Origin of the sequence: Desulfomicrobium orale DSM 12838 (assembly GCF_001553625.1) — a bacterium.
GTDB classification, from domain to species: Bacteria; Desulfobacterota; Desulfovibrionia; order Desulfovibrionales; family Desulfomicrobiaceae; genus Desulfomicrobium; species Desulfomicrobium orale.
Genome location: NZ_CP014230.1, coordinates 2106109 through 2122832 on the forward strand (window position 1 = coordinate 2106109; position 16724 = coordinate 2122832).

Annotated in this window: 15 protein-coding genes, 1 tRNA gene and 5 pseudogenes; 10 read left to right on the forward strand and 11 right to left on the reverse strand. The window is 56.5% G+C overall.

Features of this window, described 5'->3' with window-relative positions:
• The first annotated feature begins 54 nt into the window (after positions 1–54).
• From AXF15_RS09760 to AXF15_RS09785, 6 genes are all read left to right on the forward strand, one after another.
• The gene (locus AXF15_RS09760; RefSeq protein WP_066606695.1) at positions 55–636 is read left to right on the forward strand and encodes an L-threonylcarbamoyladenylate synthase; all 582 of its coding nucleotides are present in this window, start codon (positions 55–57) and stop codon (positions 634–636) included.
• A gap of 603 nt (positions 637–1239) precedes the next feature.
• A complete protein-coding gene (locus AXF15_RS09765) occupies positions 1240–1641 on the forward strand; it encodes an NUDIX domain-containing protein (RefSeq protein WP_236884766.1) in 402 nt (133 codons plus the stop codon).
• Positions 1622–3088 (forward strand): glycogen synthase GlgA, encoded by a 1467-nt coding sequence (glgA, locus tag AXF15_RS09770; RefSeq protein WP_066606700.1) that lies wholly within the window; start codon positions 1622–1624, stop codon positions 3086–3088. The genes AXF15_RS09765 and glgA overlap by 20 nt, the downstream gene beginning before the upstream one ends.
• Positions 3089–3100: 12 nt before the next feature.
• Entirely contained in the window at positions 3101–3409 is a 309-nt protein-coding gene (locus tag AXF15_RS09775) for an isoamylase early set domain-containing protein (protein WP_066606715.1), read from the forward strand.
• A 217-nt stretch (positions 3410–3626) separates the two neighbouring features.
• Entirely contained in the window at positions 3627–4187 is a 561-nt protein-coding gene (locus AXF15_RS09780; RefSeq protein WP_066606718.1) for a helix-turn-helix domain-containing protein, read from the forward strand.
• Between the two features lie 95 nt (positions 4188–4282).
• Positions 4283–5923, forward strand: coding sequence for an AMP-binding protein (locus tag AXF15_RS09785; RefSeq protein ID WP_066606721.1), 1641 nt, complete (start codon positions 4283–4285; stop codon positions 5921–5923).
• Between the two features lie 82 nt (positions 5924–6005).
• Here the strand turns inward: AXF15_RS09785 and AXF15_RS09790 are convergent, their stop codons facing one another.
• Positions 6006–7355, reverse strand: coding sequence for a chromosomal replication initiator protein DnaA (locus AXF15_RS09790; RefSeq protein WP_066606723.1), 1350 nt, complete (start codon positions 7353–7355; stop codon positions 6006–6008).
• A gap of 378 nt (positions 7356–7733) precedes the next feature.
• Here AXF15_RS09790 and AXF15_RS09795 point away from each other — a divergent pair.
• Positions 7734–8406 (forward strand): annotated as a pseudogene (locus AXF15_RS09795) (IS1595-like element ISDeor2 family transposase).
• 102 nt (positions 8407–8508) lie between these two features.
• On the opposite strand, the pseudogene AXF15_RS09800 reads toward AXF15_RS09795, so the two are convergent.
• A pseudogene (locus AXF15_RS09800) lies at positions 8509–9637 on the reverse strand (IS3 family transposase).
• Here AXF15_RS09800 and AXF15_RS09810 point away from each other — a divergent pair.
• Positions 9636–9959 (forward strand): hypothetical protein, encoded by a 324-nt coding sequence (locus tag AXF15_RS09810; protein WP_151192347.1) that lies wholly within the window; start codon positions 9636–9638, stop codon positions 9957–9959. The pseudogene AXF15_RS09800 and the gene AXF15_RS09810 sit on opposite strands and share 2 nt — an antisense overlap.
• 138 nt (positions 9960–10097) lie before the next feature.
• On the opposite strand, the gene AXF15_RS09815 is transcribed toward AXF15_RS09810, so the two are convergent.
• From AXF15_RS09815 to AXF15_RS09840, 8 genes and pseudogenes are all read right to left on the reverse strand, one after another.
• Entirely contained in the window at positions 10098–10730 is a 633-nt protein-coding gene (locus AXF15_RS09815; protein ID WP_066606734.1) for a precorrin-8X methylmutase, read from the reverse strand.
• Positions 10731–10813: 83 nt separating this feature from the next.
• A complete protein-coding gene (locus tag AXF15_RS09820) occupies positions 10814–11446 on the reverse strand; it encodes an AMIN domain-containing protein (RefSeq protein ID WP_083517978.1) in 633 nt (210 codons plus the stop codon).
• A gap of 152 nt (positions 11447–11598) precedes the next feature.
• A complete protein-coding gene (locus tag AXF15_RS13570; protein ID WP_083517979.1) occupies positions 11599–12069 on the reverse strand; it encodes an IS5 family transposase in 471 nt (156 codons plus the stop codon).
• Between the two features lie 72 nt (positions 12070–12141).
• Positions 12142–12819 carry an IS1595 family transposase gene (locus AXF15_RS09825; RefSeq protein WP_066606738.1) on the reverse strand — a complete coding sequence of 226 codons (678 nt, stop codon included), beginning with the start codon at positions 12817–12819 and terminating at the stop codon, positions 12142–12144.
• Between the two features lie 41 nt (positions 12820–12860).
• Positions 12861–13106: pseudogene (locus tag AXF15_RS13575) on the reverse strand (transposase); the annotation flags it as partial.
• Positions 13070–13273: pseudogene (locus AXF15_RS13580) on the reverse strand (IS5/IS1182 family transposase); the annotation flags it as partial. The pseudogenes AXF15_RS13580 and AXF15_RS13575, both read right to left, overlap by 37 nt.
• 62 nt (positions 13274–13335) lie before the next feature.
• Positions 13336–14464: pseudogene (locus AXF15_RS09830) on the reverse strand (IS3 family transposase).
• Between the two features lie 205 nt (positions 14465–14669).
• Entirely contained in the window at positions 14670–14870 is a 201-nt protein-coding gene (locus AXF15_RS09840) for a heavy-metal-associated domain-containing protein (RefSeq protein ID WP_066606748.1), read from the reverse strand.
• A 193-nt stretch (positions 14871–15063) separates the two neighbouring features.
• Between AXF15_RS09840 and map the strand changes: the two genes are divergently transcribed.
• Positions 15064–15843, forward strand: a complete 780-nt coding sequence (gene map, locus AXF15_RS09845; RefSeq protein ID WP_066608902.1) for a type I methionyl aminopeptidase — start codon at positions 15064–15066, stop codon at positions 15841–15843.
• 54 nt (positions 15844–15897) lie between these two features.
• On the opposite strand, the gene mobA is transcribed toward map, so the two are convergent.
• The gene (mobA, locus tag AXF15_RS09850; protein WP_066606750.1) at positions 15898–16518 is read right to left on the reverse strand and encodes a molybdenum cofactor guanylyltransferase; all 621 of its coding nucleotides are present in this window, start codon (positions 16516–16518) and stop codon (positions 15898–15900) included.
• An 83-nt stretch (positions 16519–16601) separates the two neighbouring features.
• Between mobA and AXF15_RS09855 the strand changes: the two genes are divergently transcribed.
• Positions 16602–16677, forward strand: a tRNA-Gly gene (locus AXF15_RS09855).
• Positions 16678–16724: the final 47 nt, after the last annotated feature.

Here is a 16724-nt window from a genome sequence, read left to right on the forward strand (position 1 = left end):
GAAACGGGTCAATGCGGAGGGCGGCCGGAAGTGAGTTGGACGCGGGAATTGCGAATGCTGCGGCAGGGAGGCCTGCTGATTTATCCGACGGAGACGTTCTATGCTCTGGGATGCCTGGCGACAGACCATAGTGCTGTGGAACGGGTTTTCACGGCCAAAGGACGGTCCCGGAAGAAGACAGTGCCCCTTGTTGTCTCCAGCTGGGCCATGGTGGAGAAATTTCTCCGTCTGTCCCGGGTTGCTCGGGCCCTGGCTAAGACTTTCTGGCCCGGACCGCTTTCCATTGTGACGGATGTGGATGAATCCATCAGTGCGCTGGCGCGCGATGGTGCGGGGCAGGCGGCTGTACGTATGACCCCGCATCCCGTTGCCCGGATACTGTGCGAGTTGGCGGAAGCCCCCCTTGTTTCCTCCAGCGCGAATTTCAGCGGCGGGGCCCCTGTATGTGCGCCGCAAGATCTGGACGCCGGGCTTGTGCGGCTCTCCGGAGCCATGGTGATCGATGCCGAACCCTGGCCCCGGGGCGGGTTGCCCTCGACTCTGGTGAAGCCAGCGGATGGCCGGGCGCTGCGGGTGCTTCGGGAAGGTGCGGTGCGGGTATCGGAACTGACGGCCCAAGGGTATGAGATAGTGTAGTTCAATTTTTTTTACGGCATAATTCCTGTTCTCCATCTGTAGCACGGACCTGTAAAAATAATTGTATCAAGAATGGTTGTATTGTTTTGTGTCACTTGAAAATAAGTATTGTATTCTGGGAGGATACGGATTTCTCAAATGATTTCCATTTTGGCCCGGTCTTTGCTTTTTCCTTGGGTAACTTCCTCTTTTTGCCAGAATCGGCTCCCGCACCGAAAGGTCCGGGAGCCGATTTTGTTTGGGCTCCTTTTCGGGCCAACGGCTCGGACAGTTCGCTTTTTCACCCGGTTTCAAGCCATTCCGCCGGATTCTTCTTCTCCGATGATTTTTTCCCTGTTGTTCGTGCCATAACCGCTGCCGGGCCCGCATTATTTTTCGGATGACCCGCCAATGAGGTCCCTTTGCCGCGGGAGGGGTTCAAATATTTTGTCTTGGCTTTATCGTTCGGAAGGCGCTTTTTGAGCCGCTTGAGGACTTCTGCTTCAGGAAAATTGATGGTAGGCTGATTTCAATCGGACAAGAAGACGGAAACAGGGAGGAATCCACTTGGAATCTCAGGCTTCCAGTGAAACCCGTTCGAGACCGCGAAACCCGTTTCCAACGGTGGACGTAGTCATCTTTCTGCCAGGCCGGGGTGTTCTGCTTGTCCGGAGGAAGAATCCTCCATTTGGCTGGGCTCTGCCCGGAGGCTTCATCGATTACGGAGAAAGCGCCGAGCAGGCCGCGGTGCGGGAAACTCTGGAAGAGACCGGGCTCAAGGTACAGCTCACGGGCCTTGTGGGCGTATACTCGGATCCGGCCCGCGACCCGCGCTTTCATACCCTGAGCATAGTCTATGCGGCCGGGGTGGGAGAGGGGGCCTGTCCGCATCCCGGAGATGATGCGGCCGAGGCCTGTTTTTTTCCCGTTCACGCCCTGCCGGACGATATGGCTTTCGATCACCGGAAAATTATTGCGGACTTTGTCAAACAGAAAGACGGGGCTTATGATCGCACTACCCCATGACATCGTATTTCTGACGTCGGAAATATTTCCTTTTTCCAAATCCGGCGGGCTGGCCGACGTCATGGGCATATTGCCTCTGACCTTGTCCCGCATGGGTGCGCGCGTGGCCGTGGTCACGCCGTTTTACGGAAGGCTCTCCACCGGTCAGTACCCGGTGCGTCTGGTGCACGAGAACTGTCCGGTGGGCTATCCATGGTCCGATTCCACGGCGGACATCTATATGGCCGATTATCGCGGTCTGCCCGTATATTTTGTGGAGCGGGGGGAGTATTTCGACCGCCGCCACTACTATTGCACGCACAAGGGCGATTATTTCGACAACGGCGAGCGTTTCATCTTTTTCTGCCGGGCGGCGCTGTGCGCCATCCGGCACCTGGGAATGGGAACGCGCATCGTACATTGTCAGGACTGGCATACCGGGCTGGCCGTCGCATATCTGGCCTTCTGGCGGCGCAACGATCCATTCTGGTCCGGAATCCGCACCATCATGTCCATCCACAATCTGGCCTACCAGGGACGCTTTTCCTACCGCCTGTTCGAGGCATCCGGCCTGCCCGTGGAGGCCTGGAACATGGAGGGCGTTGAATTCTATAACAGCTTCAACCTACTCAAGGCCGGAATCGCTTACGCCGACAAGATTACCACGGTCAGCCCCAGTTATGCCGAGGAAATCATGACTCCGAAATTCGGATACGGACTGGAAGGGATTCTGGCCCGCAGAAGAAACGATTTGGTAGGGATCCTGAACGGGGCGGACTATTCCATCTGGAGTCCCGAGAACGATCCGGTTCTGGAGAGTACCTATTCGGCGGAGAACCCGGAAGGAAAGAAGGACTGCAAGCGCCATCTGCTGGAACTGCTCGGTCTGCGGCCGGCTTTGATGGAGCGTCCTGTACTCGGCTTTATCGGCCGTTTACGCGGCCAGAAGGGCATCGACATCCTGCTCGACATCATTCCGGAGGTGATGAAGCTCGATGTGGGACTGGTGGTGCTGGGCGAGGGAAGGGCGGAGCACGAGGCCCGGCTCATGTCCGTCATGGAGGACTATCCGGGACGGCTGGTGGGCATTATCGGCTACACGGAAGAAATGTCGCACCTCATTCAGGCCGGGGCGGACATTTTTCTGATGCCTTCGAGGTACGAGCCCTGCGGCCTGACCCAGATGTACAGCCTGAGCTACGGCACGCCGCCCGTGGTCACGGCCGTGGGCGGTCTGCGAGACACCATCATCTCTTATCCGGCCGAGAACGCCACCGGTTTCGTCTTTCCGTCCGCCGCGCCGGAGAGCTTTCTGGATGCCATCCGGCAGGCCGTGCGGGTCTGGGAAGACAAGGACCGGTGGACGCGGCTCAGGTACAACGCCATGCGGGCCAATTTTTCCTGGGAAAAATCGTCGTTGCGTTATATGGACATTTACAGGTCATTGCACGGAGATATCTTTTCCTGAAGGAGGGCTGAAATGAGCTTCAAGAAACAGTATTTCAAGACGAAAAACACGTGCAAGGTGACGTTCACGCTGTCCGCAAACGAATCCGGCCGGGCCGATACGGTATTTCTGGTGGGCGAATTCAACGATTGGGCCATGCATTCCCTGCCCATGAAAAAAATGAAGGATGGATCCTTCAAGATCGCTCTGGATCTCGAACCGGGGAGAGAATTCCAGTTCCGCTATTTGCTGGATGATGAACGCTGGGAAAATGATTGGAATGCGGACAGATATGTGTACAGCGAGTTCGGCAACTGCGAGAATTCCGTGATCGTCACCTGAAAATACGGAAGTTTTTCTCGATAATCGGTTATTGCTTTTTACCTGCGAACGCCGTAGCCATGCCTGCGCCCGCCGGGTAGCGTTAGCTGCCTGTTTTCAGTGTGAAAACGGTCCGGCCTGCGGGGGATGGACGGCGTTTTTCATTTCGGGCGGTTCGACGGCGCGCCTAAGCATGGAATTTCGAAACAGAGCGGAGAGCGTGTTTTAAGGAGATGGCATGGATACGCATCAGCCTGCATATAAAGATATCGCGCCCCGGTTGCGGGGTCTGCGGGATGCCATGGACATGACGGTAGAGGAAATGGCTGCACAGCTGGATGTACCGCCGGCGGACGTCCGCAAGTACGAATCCGGTGAGAATGAGATTCCGGTCAGCTATCTGTTTACCGTGGCTCAGGTTTTCCAGGTGGATCTGACCGTGCTCATTTCCGGCAAGGAAGCCCATCTGCACACCGCGTCTCTGGTCCGCGCCGGGAAGGGCATGAGTGTCGAGCGGCGCAAGGACTATGATTACAAGAGCCTGGCGTACCGCTTTGTGGGCCGCAAAATGGAGCCGTTCATCGTTCTGGTCCCGCCCAAGGAGAAGGACGCCCTGACTTTCAACGAACATCCGGGGCAGGAATTCATCTACATGTTGGAAGGCAGGCTGGAGATTACCCTCGGCTCCACGGTGTATGTCATGGAAGCCGGAGACAGCCTGTACTTCACCTCGCGCACGCCTCACGCCCTGCGCGGACTGGACGGCCGTCCGGCCAGATTTCTGGATGTCATCATTTAGTGGCGGAGCGTTTTCTCCCTCCATTCGGACGCTGTGCATGGCGACGGTTTCCGGAATGGCGGACCGTTTTCTTGTAACCGGCATAAGGAGCATTCATGGCCGCTAAGCTGCGTCCCCGGTCTTATGAGGAATTTCTGCGGGATTTTTCTCTGGACCTTCCGGAGAAGTACAATTTCGCCTTCGATATGGTCGATGCTGCGGCCGCCGAGGAGCCCGGCCGGCTGGCCATGATCCACGTGGACGACGCCGGAGTCCGCCGGGACTATTCTTTCGGTTTTTTTTCGGAGCAGTCCGCCCGCCTGGCCGGAGCCCTGCACGCTCTGGGTGTCGCCCGCGGAGACAAGGTCATGCTCATTCTGCATCGCCGGGTGGAGTTCTGGATTTCCATGCTGGCTCTGCACAAACTGGGTGCTGTGGCCGTGCCGTCGCCCGCGTTGCTGACGGTCAAGGACATTGTGTATCGGGTGCGTTTTGCCTCCATCAAGGCCGCCATTGTGGACACCGATGTGCAGCCGGTCATGGATGAGGCGCGAGCGGACTGTCCGTCTCTGGAGATACTGGTGGCCGCCGGGTTGGAAGAAGATCGTGACGGCTGGAAGAGCTTCGCGGCCGCCACGCGGGAGGCTCCGGCGTCTTTTCCTCGTGCGGCCGATGCGGCAGGCGGCGGAGACCCCTCCATCATTTTTTTTTCCTCGGGCACCACGGGGCATCCGAAGATGGTGCAGCACGACTTTTATTACGCTTTGGGGCATCTGACCACCGGCCTTTACTGGCACGACATTGAACCCGGCGGGTTGCATCTGACTCTGGCCGATACGGGCTGGGGCAAGGCCGTGTGGGGAAAATTCTACGGCCAGTGGCTGGCCGGAGGCGTGGTTTTCGTGTGGGATTTCCGGGGCAAGTTCGACCCGGCCCGGCTGCTGCGCGTTCTGTCGGAGTACCGCGTGACCAGTTTCTGTGCGCCGCCCACAGTGTACCGTTTTTTGATCCGGGAAGATCTGGAAGGTCATGATCTGTCGGCCCTGCGGCATTGTACCACGGCCGGAGAACTGCTGAATGAAAGCGTTTTCGCGGAGTGGCTGGAAAAACTGGGCCTGCCCATCTATGAAGGATACGGGCAGACGGAGACAGCCTTGCAGATCGCCACATTCCCCTTCATGGAACCTAAGCCGGGCTCCATCGGCAAGCCGTGTCCGGGCTGGGATATCGCTCTGCTGGACGAACATGGGGAGGTCTGCCCTCCGGGCGTGGAGGGCGAGATCTGCATCCGTATCGATTCCGGCCGCCCGGCCGGGCTTTTTTCCTGCTATCTTTACGACGAAGCCAAGACCGTAAGCGTTACCAGCGGCGGATATTATCACACCGGAGACAAGGCCTGGATGGATGAGGACGGGTATTTCTGGTTTCTGGGGCGCATCGACGATCTGATCAAGAGTTCCGGTTACCGCATCGGTCCTTTTGAAGTGGAAAGCGCCCTGGTCAGCCACCCGGCGGTGGTGGAGGCGGCTGTGACCGGAGTGCCCGATCCGGATCGCGGCCAGGCCGTGAAGGCCACCATTGTTCTGGCTCAAGGCTACGCTCCCTCAGCCGAGCTGACCAAGGAGTTGCAGAGTCACGTCAAGAAGGTCACCGCGCCTTACAAGTATCCGCGCGTCATCGTCTACGTGTCGGAACTGCCCAAAACCATCAGCGGCAAGATCAAACGGGCTGAAATCCGGGCCAAAGACCAGGGATGATTTTCCGGACGGATTGCGCCGGGAGAACCCCGGACCTGCCAAGCTGGAAGCAGAGGGGGAGCCGTCAGGAATGGCGGCCTTGTCAGACCTGCATCTGGCTGATGGTGTGGGAGAGCTGATTGCCGAGGGCGGTTTTGCGGGCCACTTCCTGCTCCACGGCGGCAATGCCCTTGATGACGGTGGAGTGTTTGCGGTTGAACCGGCGGCCGATATCCGCAAGCGACAGCTCCGTGTGTTTCCGGGCCAGATAGAAGGCCGTGTTGCGGGCCATCACGCGGTCTCTTTTGCGACTTTTGGAGCGCAGTTCTTCCAGTCCGAATCCGTAAGCCTGGCAGACGAAGCTGATGACTCTTTCCAGGTCGATGGAAGGGCTGTCCAGATCGTAGTTCTGCAGAATTTCCCAAGCCAGATCCATGGAAATATCCGTGTTCAGCAGCCGGGCCTTGAGAATGATGTTTTTCAGGCAGCTCTCCAGTTGACGGATATCGGACCGGATCCGGTCCGCCAGAAGGGCGGCCACATCGTTTGGTATATGCACCTGGGCCACGCGGGATTTGGCCTGGATGATATTCAGGCGGGTGGCGCTGTCGGGTTTGTCCATGACGGCCAGAAAGCCCTGAGCGAAGCGCGAGAGCAGGCCCGGATCGATATCCGAAAGCTCCTTCGGCAGAAAGGTGCTGGTCATGACCACGCGCCGTCCCTTATTCTGGAGGGATTTCAGGATATTCAGCAACTCATCCTGCATTTTCTCCTTACCCTGAAAAAAATGCACATCCTCCAGCATGAGCAGGTCCACGCCGGACCGGAAGCGCTCCTTAAATTGATCCACGGTTCTGGATTTGATGGACATGACCAGCTGGCTGGCGAATTCTTCCCCGCTCAAGTAGCAGATCCGCAGATGTCGGCGGTTGGACTGCCGGGCGATCTCAGCCCCGATAGCTTGGGTCAGGTGGGTTTTTCCCAGACCGGGCGCGGAACATAAAAAAAGTTGGTCGGAACCGGGAAGCTCCTGGCAGAACCCGCGTGAGGCGGCGTAAGCCAGACTGTTGCACGGACCCACCACGAAATCGTCGAACTGGTGCCGCCAGGATTGCACGCTCTGCGTCGGCAGGGCGTGAGCCACGGGCAGGCTCATCTGCCGGGAGACGGTCCGGGTCTGCACTGTATTGTCTGCCAAGGCAAGGACAGGAGCCGGGCCGTGTTCACATAGAAAGGAAATACGTGGCGTGCAGGACAGTACTTCCCCCGCCGCCTCCATTATCTCTTCCTGTAACCGGAGCTGCACGTGGTTACGAACAAATTCGTTGGGCGCATGCAGCACAAGGGCGCCGTTCTCCAGCTTTCCCCGCAGAGGCTTGACCCAGAGCTGATAGGCTCCGGGGGCCAGTTTTTTCTCCAGCAGATCGGCAATGCGTTCCCAAATGTCGCTCATGGAAAAGGCCTCTAAGGCGGGAGGGTGTCTGGCTACAACTCTGGTAAATTTGGGCTGACACTTTTTGGGGAATGGATTTGTATACAGCTTAATATTCTGAATTTAATGTATAAAATACGATTCTTGGAGTTCCGGGAAGAAAGCGGGATGGTTGATTCCTCGCACCGGCTCGGACCTCGGAGAGTGTCAATATTTTCTTTTCAACATGTATTTTATTCTTTCAACAGAAAAATATATGTAAATATCGAAATATCTCCATTTTACTCAATTTTTTGATATCTGTCTGTAACACTTCTTTTTGCATGAGAAAATTTGAATTATTTTTTGGGTCATGCCTAGTCCATGAGTCTCCATTCGACTATAAGGCTAGTCACGACAATGAAAAACAAGTATGCGAAGCGTTCAAGAATTTCAGAGGCCAAAGTCCGACAAATAGTGAAGCTGTTTGCCGTGGATTTGAATGCCCTGCAGATAGCTGAAATAGCCGGGGTAAATCGTAATACCGCGAACCGTTATCTGGCTGCTTTCCGAGAGAGGATTGCCCGGTTCTGCGAGGCGGAGTCTCCTGTTCAAGGCGAAGTTGAGGTTGATGAAAGCTATTTTGGCGCACGCCGCGTTAAGGGAGTCAGAGGCCTAGGGGCCAAGGAAAACCATTGTGTTCGGCTTATTCAAGCGCGACGGTCGCGTTTATACCGAAATTGTCCCGGACTGTTCAAAAATCACCCTCCAAGGGATCATCCGGGGCCGCGTGAAACTTGAAAGTATTATTCACTCTGATGGCTGGCGCGGCTATGATGGTCTCGTAGACCTAGGCTACCAAAAACACTTCCGGGTTGAGCATGGCAACAATGAATTTGCCAATAAAAACTCACACATTAACGGCATTGAGAGCTTCTGGGCTTTTGCCAAAACACGACTTGTTCGTTTTAGGGGTTTGCCCAAGCACACTTTTTACTTTCATTTGAAAGAATGTGAATTTCGCTTTAACCATAGAAACGAAGATAGTTATAAACTTCTGCTCAAAATGCTCAGAGAAAATCCACTCAGCTAGGCATGACCCTTGCTCTTTTTTGGATACTTGGTGGAGATAAATAGAAGTGGTCCCCATAGTTTGGACAGTTAGCAGCTGTTTCTTAGCTTATCTTTTTCCTCATCATGCTGCCTTTAACAGCCCTTCATGGTAACAACGCTTCGGGCTTCTCCCGCCCAAACTGCTGTGAGGCCGAGTCTGGTTGTAAAAGTCGATCCATCTGCCGATGCCGGTGCGGGCTTCCGAGCCGGTTTCATATGCGTTCAGGTACACGTTCTCGTATTTGAGTGAGCGCCAGAGGCGTTCGATAAATACGTTGTCCAGCCAGCGGCCCCGGCCGTCCATGGAAATGCGGATTCCCTTATCTCGCAGGATGTTGGTAAAGGCAAAGCTGGTAAACTGACTGCCCTGGTCGGTGTTGAAGATATCGGGTTTGCCATATTTCGCCACGGCCTCTTCCAGAGCCGAGGCGCAAAAATCCGTGTCCATGGTGTTTGAGAGCCGCCAGGACAGCACTTTGCGGCTGTACCAGTCCATGATGGCCACCAGATAGAGAAAACCTTTGCGCATGGGGATGCAGGTAATATCCGCACACCAGACCTGATTGCTCCGATCTATGGTCAAGTCGCGCAACAGGTAGGGATAGTGTTTGTGTTCCGGGTTCGGAACACTGGTTTTCGGCTTCTGGTACACCGCCATGAGACCCCTCAACCGCATCAGACGGCGGACGCGCTTTCTGCCAGCGTTGTATCCCAGCGACACCATGTAACGACGCATCTGGCGCACTCCAAGAAACGGCCATTCCGTGAAAGCACGGTCGATTTCCTGCATTACTGTGAGGTTTATGGCCGATTCTCCGGCTCTTTTGTAATACAGGCTGGAACGGGCGACTTTGAGCAGAATACACTGCCGGACAACGCTGAGCTTCACATGGCCCGAATTGACCATGCTTTGCCTGCGGGAGACGCTCACCGCTTCCCCCAGGCTTCGGCTAAAAAATCTCGTTCCACGGTAAGCTGACCGATTTTGGCATGAAGCATCTGGAGCTGTTTTTCTCTCCTGACCTCTTCGGTCTTGATTTCACCGGCAAAGATGCCCGCAGCCGATTCCTTGAGCTGCTTCACCCACTTGTGGATGAGCGTCTGATGAACGCCGAACTCGGAACTGAGTCGGCAATGGTTTTCTCGCCGCAAAGGGCGGCCAGGGCCACTTTGGCCTTGAAAGCGGGAGCGTGGTTCTTTCGGTTGGACATGTGTGTTCTCCTTGGCTGGTTGAGTAGCTACCACACCTGTCCGAATCTTGGGGACCACCTCTCGTTCTCGTATTCCTGCGTGGGCGAAGAATGTCCCAGAGCCGATCTGTACGAGGTCTTGCAGCGCCTGCATGACGGAAACCATCCGGTGGACGTGCTGGTGGATCCGGACAGGCCGGAGCGGTCCCTCCTGTACCGGCACCTGCACATGCCGCTTTTCCTGATGCGGTCCGGGGTGGGGCTCTTCTGTTTTCTCACGGGCGGCGCGTCCGTGGTCTTTGGCGTATATCTGCTGTGCGGACCGGGGAGAAAAGAACTCTGACCATGCGGTCGGCATGAAACAGCCGTCTTCCAGCGAAGACAACAGGGCCGTCTTCGAAACAACGAAAGGCGGCCCATTTGTTTTCACGTCTTCAGAGCATTCACCACTGAACTGCTCTAATTCCGCGAAATATCTGCCTCAGGACAGCCGCACCAATTCGGCCAGAGCATTGATGACGCAGGCCGCCAGACTGGAGCCGCCCTTGCGTCCGGCGATGGAGATGAAAGGAATTGAGTCCTGAGCCAGCAGCAGCTCTTTTGATTCCGCCGCGTTGACGAAGCCCACCGGCATGCCGACGATGAGCCGGGGCGGCCGGGCACCCTCGCGTATCCGCTCCAGCAGGCGGTACAGGGCCGTGGGCGCATTGCCGATGACAAAAATATCCGCCCCGCCCTGATCCATGACCTCATCCACAGCGGCCCAGGCCCGGGTCACGCCGTCCCGCGCGGCCCGTTCAGCCACCGCGGGGTCATTCATCAGACAGCGCGCCGCGCATCCCAGCGGATCGAGACGCCTCCGGGGGATTCCAGCCAGAGCCATGCACGTGTCCGTGACAATATCCGCGCCCGCCAGCAGCGCCTCCTTCCCGGCCCGCACCGCGTCCGGATGAAAACGGATGTGCCGCAACAGATCGAAATCCGCCGTGGTGTGGATCATGCGCCGGGCCACGCTCCATTCCTCGCCGGAGAAAGGCCGTGGATCCGGCACTTCGGCGTCGATGATGGCCAGCGAGCGGGATTCGATCTCCGCCGGGGGAACATGGGTGTACATGCGCGTCTTCCTTGGCAAAGCCGCAAAAAAACCGGTCCCTCCGCGTTTTCCGCGCCGAGAGGTGCCGGTTCTGCGGGAGGGGCTTACTGTCCGCTTTCAAACACGGTCAGCACGAACAGGCTTTCCTTCTCGAAAAATTCCTGCTCGATACGCCCGGCCAGATTCTTGTCCATTTCCAACACTACCCTGGTCCGCGGATAAGGCCGTTCCTCTTGCCCGATGCGGACCTTGCGGATCATGCGGCCCTGCAAGTCCATCTCACGGGCCAGGCCGGAGACCATCAGCACGCCGTCGAAGTCGCAGACCACGCGGGGCGGGGGAATCTTGTCGATGGTGAACAGGTCCGGCAGCACAGGGCCATCCAGGTGGATGCGGATGCGCTCGGCCGAGAAGGCGGACTCGAACTCCACCCTCACGATCCGGACGTTTTCAAAGGCCAGGCACCCGTTATCCCCTGTTTTCATGGATGGCACGGACACGGTATCGCCCGGCGACAGCTGTCTGGAATACTGGATACCGGGGTTGAGGCGGGTGAAAGCCTCCCTGGCCTGGGCGTATTCCAGCATGGAGGACAGACAGTTATGCCGCAGCAGAAGCCCCCGGATGCTGTCCCCTTCCCGGACCTGATAGCGGACCACGCCGGGCTGGGCAAAGGCGGCGGCCGTCCACAGCAGAGTCGGCAGAACCAAGCTGAATATTCGTAAGGATGTGCGCATAGCGGTCCGTTGAAAAATGCCCCGCCAAGGTCGTTTCAGATTCTTCCGGCCATGCGGGCTGCTGCGGAGGTGAACCCGGAGAGTTCCAAAACAAAATCGTAAGCGGTCGAAGACTGCGGTTTGCGGTGTCCGGCCTAGGGTATGTTTGCAAACTATTTGATCCAAATCATTGAAGCTGCCAGATAAACGAAAGAGAGAAAGGTCTGGGAAAGCTTTTCATAACGTGTTGCTACTCTGCGGTATTCTTTTATTTTATTGAAAAAGCATTCAACAAGGTGCCGTTCCTTATAAAGATGACGATCATACTGAGGAGGTGTTTTACGATTTGAGCGTGGAGGAATAACTACGGTACAGCCTCTTGATTCAAGGAGTTGAACCAATGGTTCGCTGTCATAACCTTTATCGGCAATAACAGTGCAATCACAAACCCCTTCGAGTAATTGCGGTGCAACACTGATATCCGCGCATTCGCCTCCCGTGAGGAAAAACGATACAGGGTTGCCGAGCGCGTCTACCTGTGCATGCAGCTTGGAGGTAAAACCTCCGCGACTGCGGCCCAAAGCTTGTCTGTGCTGCCCCCTTTTGCGCCAGCCGAATGTTTGTGGGCATGGATGCATGTACATCAATCATCACCGCTTCGAGATCGGGGTCAGACGCCAGAGCGAGAAAAAACTGCTTTCCAAAATCCTTTGGCTCTAGACCATCAGGTCTTTGTTCTTTGCCACCAAAAGTTTGAGGCTGGTGAGAAGTTGTGGCAGCGCCCGGTTGTAGCGCCATTCACACTCCTTGAGGTGGAGCTCGAAATTCTGCTTCACACCATTAAACTTTGCCAGGCGGCGTTTTGTAAAGCTCCAGAATGCTTCGATACCGTTGATGTGGACCGATTTTTCCGCAAAATGTCTGGATTTGTTGATGCGGAAGTGTTTGTCGTACCCCACATCCACCAGTCCGTCATAGCCTTTCCAGCAGTCGGAATGGATAATACTCTCAGGCGAAACCTTGCCCCTGATGATGGCTTGAAGCGTTTTGGCCGAGCAGTCCGTGACCAGCTCTGTGTAAACGGCTCCATCACGCTCATAGATGCCGAAGACCGATTGTTTAAGCGTGCCCCGTCCCCTTTTTCGGGGGCTTGGCCGCTCACGAACCCGGGCGGGGCCAAAAAAACTTTCATCAACCTCAACCACACCGAGTATTTGCTCTTTTTTGGATACTTGGTGGAGATAAATCAACCGCCTGAAGGCCAGAAAGTACCTATTCACGGTTTTTCTGTTCAACTTCAGGAGCAGAGCGGTTCTGGTAGCGTCAATGTCGATGCAAAAGCATTCAATGATTTTTCCGACTTTATATCGACTTAATCTGCTGTTTTCAAACATTTTTCTAGCCTATCAGACGATAGTCTGATGGTCTAGAGCCATCCTTTTATCTGCCAACGTCGAAAGCGGGAATATACGGCATTCCATGAACCATACTCTTCCGGCAGGGCCCTCCAGGAAGCCCCGGTGCGCAGCAACCAGATGATTATTGCATTTATGAATGTTCGTTTATCTTTGGCCGGACGGCCGCCTTTGGGTGAACCCTCGAGCGGCAGAAAAGTTTGCAAACACACCCTAGGCTCAGTCCTCATTAATTGAGATAGAAAATGATGGAAGCGGCGAGGCATAGAGCTGAAAAGAAGGTATGTGCGCAGCGGTCATAACGCATGGCTATTCTCCGCCAATCCTTGATCCTGCCAAACATGATCTCAATCTTATGCCACTGTTTATACAAATTTTTATCGTAAGAGATGGGCCTCTTTCGGTTCTTTCTGGGAGGGATGCAAGGCGTAATACAGAAGTGGTCCCCATAGTTTGGACAGTTAGCAGCTGTTTCTTAGCTTATCTTTTTCCTCATCATGCTGCCTTTAACAGCCCTTCATGGTAACAACGCTTCGGGCTTCTCCCGCCCAAACTGCTGTGAGGCCGAGTCTGGTTGTAAAAGTCGATCCATCTGCCGATGCCGGTGCGGGCTTCCGAGCCGGTTTCATATGCGTTCAGGTACACGTTCTCGTATTTGAGTGAGCGCCAGAGGCGTTCGATAAATACGTTGTCCAGCCAGCGGCCCCGGCCGTCCATGGAAATGCGGATTCCCTTATCTCGCAGGATGTTGGTAAAGGCAAAGCTGGTAAACTGACTGCCCTGGTCGGTGTTGAAGATATCGGGTTTGCCATATTTCGCCACGGCCTCTTCCAGAGCCGAGGCGCAAAAATCCGTGTCCATGGTGTTTGAGAGCCGCCAGGACAGCACTTTGCGGCTGTACCAGTCCATGATGGCCACCAGATAGAGAAAACCTTTGCGCATGGGGATGCAGGTAATATCCGCACACCAGACCTGATTGCTCCGATCTATGGTCAAGTCGCGCAACAGGTAGGGATAGTGTTTGTGTTCCGGGTTCGGAACACTGGTTTTCGGCTTCTGGTACACCGCCATGAGACCCCTCAACCGCATCAGACGGCGGACGCGCTTTCTGCCAGCGTTGTATCCCAGCGACACCATGTAACGACGCATCTGGCGCACTCCAAGAAACGGCCATTCCGTGAAAGCACGGTCGATTTCCTGCATTACTGTGAGGTTTATGGCCGATTCTCCGGCTCTTTTGTAATACAGGCTGGAACGGGCGACTTTGAGCAGAATACACTGCCGGACAACGCTGAGCTTCACATGGCCCGAATTGACCATGCTTTGCCTGCGGGAGACGCTCACCGCTTCCCCCAGGCTTCGGCTAAAAAATCTCGTTCCACGGTAAGCTGACCGATTTTGGCATGAAGCATCTGGAGCTGTTTTTCTCTCCTGACCTCTTCGGTCTTGATTTCACCGGCAAAGATGCCCGCAGCCGATTCCTTGAGCTGCTTCACCCACTTGTGGATGAGCGTCTGATGAACGCCGAACTCGGAACTGAGTCGGCAATGGTTTTCTCGCCGCAAAGGGCGGCCAGGGCCACTTTGGCCTTGAAAGCGGGAGCGTGGTTCTTTCGGTTGGACATGTGTGTTCTCCTTGGCTGGTTGAGTAGCTACCACGCCTGGCCGAATCTTGGGGACCACCTCTGATCCTCGCTTCTCCGGCTTGCCACGACGTTGCTGCCTGATGCGTCAGTGCTGTCTGGCCGGCGTCGAGGATGAGCCGCGTGCCGATCATGACAAAGGGAATGCCCAGTGCCAGCAGCAGCCACTTGCGCAGGCTTCGGAGCACTACAGTTCCGCTTCGAAGCCGAGATCGCGAATAGTCTGGACCACGGCTTTCAGGTCCACTTCAGGGGCTGCGTCGAAAGACGCCTGACCGGGGGAAAGAGAGACCTGGACGTTGGAGATGCCGGGAATGGCGTTCAGCGCCTTAGTCACGGAGCCGGTGCAGTGGCCGCAGGACATGCCAGAAATGCGGATAGTGGTCATGAGAACCTCCTTTTTCGGAGATCCATGTCCCAAAGCGGTCCGGGCCGCAACCCGGACTTCTGGACAGGGGCGGGGTTCTGGGACAAGAAACCCCGAGCGGCCTGTCCGGCCGGACGCATCACGTTATTTGAGGAGAGACATGTTGTTCCGTCACGCAAAGAAAAAAACGATCCGCAGGAAATCTCCTGCCTCCGTGGCTGAGGAGTATTGGAAAAGATATCGCATCCGTCTCAAGGATGCCGAAGCCGTGCGCGGTATTGCCCGGGCTGGGCAACTGGTGGTCCAGACGCTGGAGATGGCCGCCGGGCACATCCGGCCGGGTGTGTCCACCGAAGAATTGAACACGCTGGTCCACGAATTCACCCTGACTCATGGGGCCGTGCCCGCGCCTCTTGATTATCACGGTTTTCCCAAGAGCGTGTGCGTGTCCGTCAACAACGAGGTCTGCCACGGCATTCCCGGTCCGCGCCAACTGGCCGAGGGAGATATCGTGAACATCGATGTGACCAGCATCCTGGATGGCTGGTTTGCCGACGCCAACCGCACGTTTCTGGTGGGAAAGACTGACCCCGAGGCGGAACGTCTGGTGGATGTCACCCGGCAGTGCCTGGCTCTGGGAATATCCGCCGTACGCCCCGGCGCGACTCTGGGAGACGTAGGACACGCCATCCAGACCCATGCCGAAAACGCCGGTTTCTCCGTGGTGCGGGAGCTGGTCGGCCACGGCGTGGGGCATGCCTTTCACGAACAGCCGCAGGTGCCGCATACCGGGCGGCCGGGGCAGGGCATTGTACTGGTTCCGGGCATGGTCTTTACCATTGAACCCATGATCAACGCAGGCGGCTGGCCCACCAAACGTCTGGACGACGGCTGGACGGTGGTCACGGCGGACGGGTCCCTTTCGGCCCAGTTCGAGCAGACCGTGCTGGTCACGGACAAGGGCGTGCGAAGCCTTACGCCTTTCGAATTATGAGGCCGGAACGGAGCCGTGTATTTTTTGTCTTTGCGGGAGTTTTGTCCCGCCTGATCACCCGGAGAGCCGCTTCAGATCTTCCGGGAAGTTGATATTGAAGAAAAACGGCTCGTCCTCTTCACCGTAGGGCAGATGATGGCGCAGGCGTTCCGGCACAAGGCGGCTCAGCTTGTATTCATGCCGGGCCAGACCATCTTCCAGAAGGGGCAGGACGGCCGGTTCGTAGATGGCCACCAATGCCTCGATGAAACCAGTGCGCTGCTGCAGCCAGGTGGTCATGACACAGTGCCCGGGCCGTTCTTCGCGGGCAGCCATGAGCCGGGTGATGAAGCTGTCTCGCAGAAAGGGCTGGTCGCAGGCCAGAACAAAAAGCGGCCGCTTCAGCTGCCGCAGGGCCGTGACGATTCCTCCGACCGGTCCTACGCGGGGTGTCTGGTCCACGATGATGGGCATATCCAGGTGGATGGTTTGGGGGTGCCGACAGGAGATGAACACCGGGGCGCAGCGGCGGGAGAGCAGTCCGGACGAGCGCTCCAGGAGAGTCTGGCCTTCATGAACGAGAACGGTTTTGTCCCGGCCCAGACGGGAGGACTCGCCTCCGGCCAGAATCAACCCGGTCAGGTACGAAGCGGCGGAAGGCTGGCGGTTGGAGATGGCCGTGTGGCTGGTTTTCATCGCCGAGATATTACTGCCTCTCCGGGCAGGGCACAACGCCCTTGACGCTGGCCGGAGCATGCAGTAGCTCCGGCATCTCTCGGGCGGGAGTAGCTCAATGGCTAGAGCATCAGCCTTCCAAGCTGAGGGTTGCGGGTTCGAGTCCCGTTTCCCGCTCCAGAATTTTCAGGTTCAGGCCGTGCCGCAGTAATGTGGCGCGGCTTTTT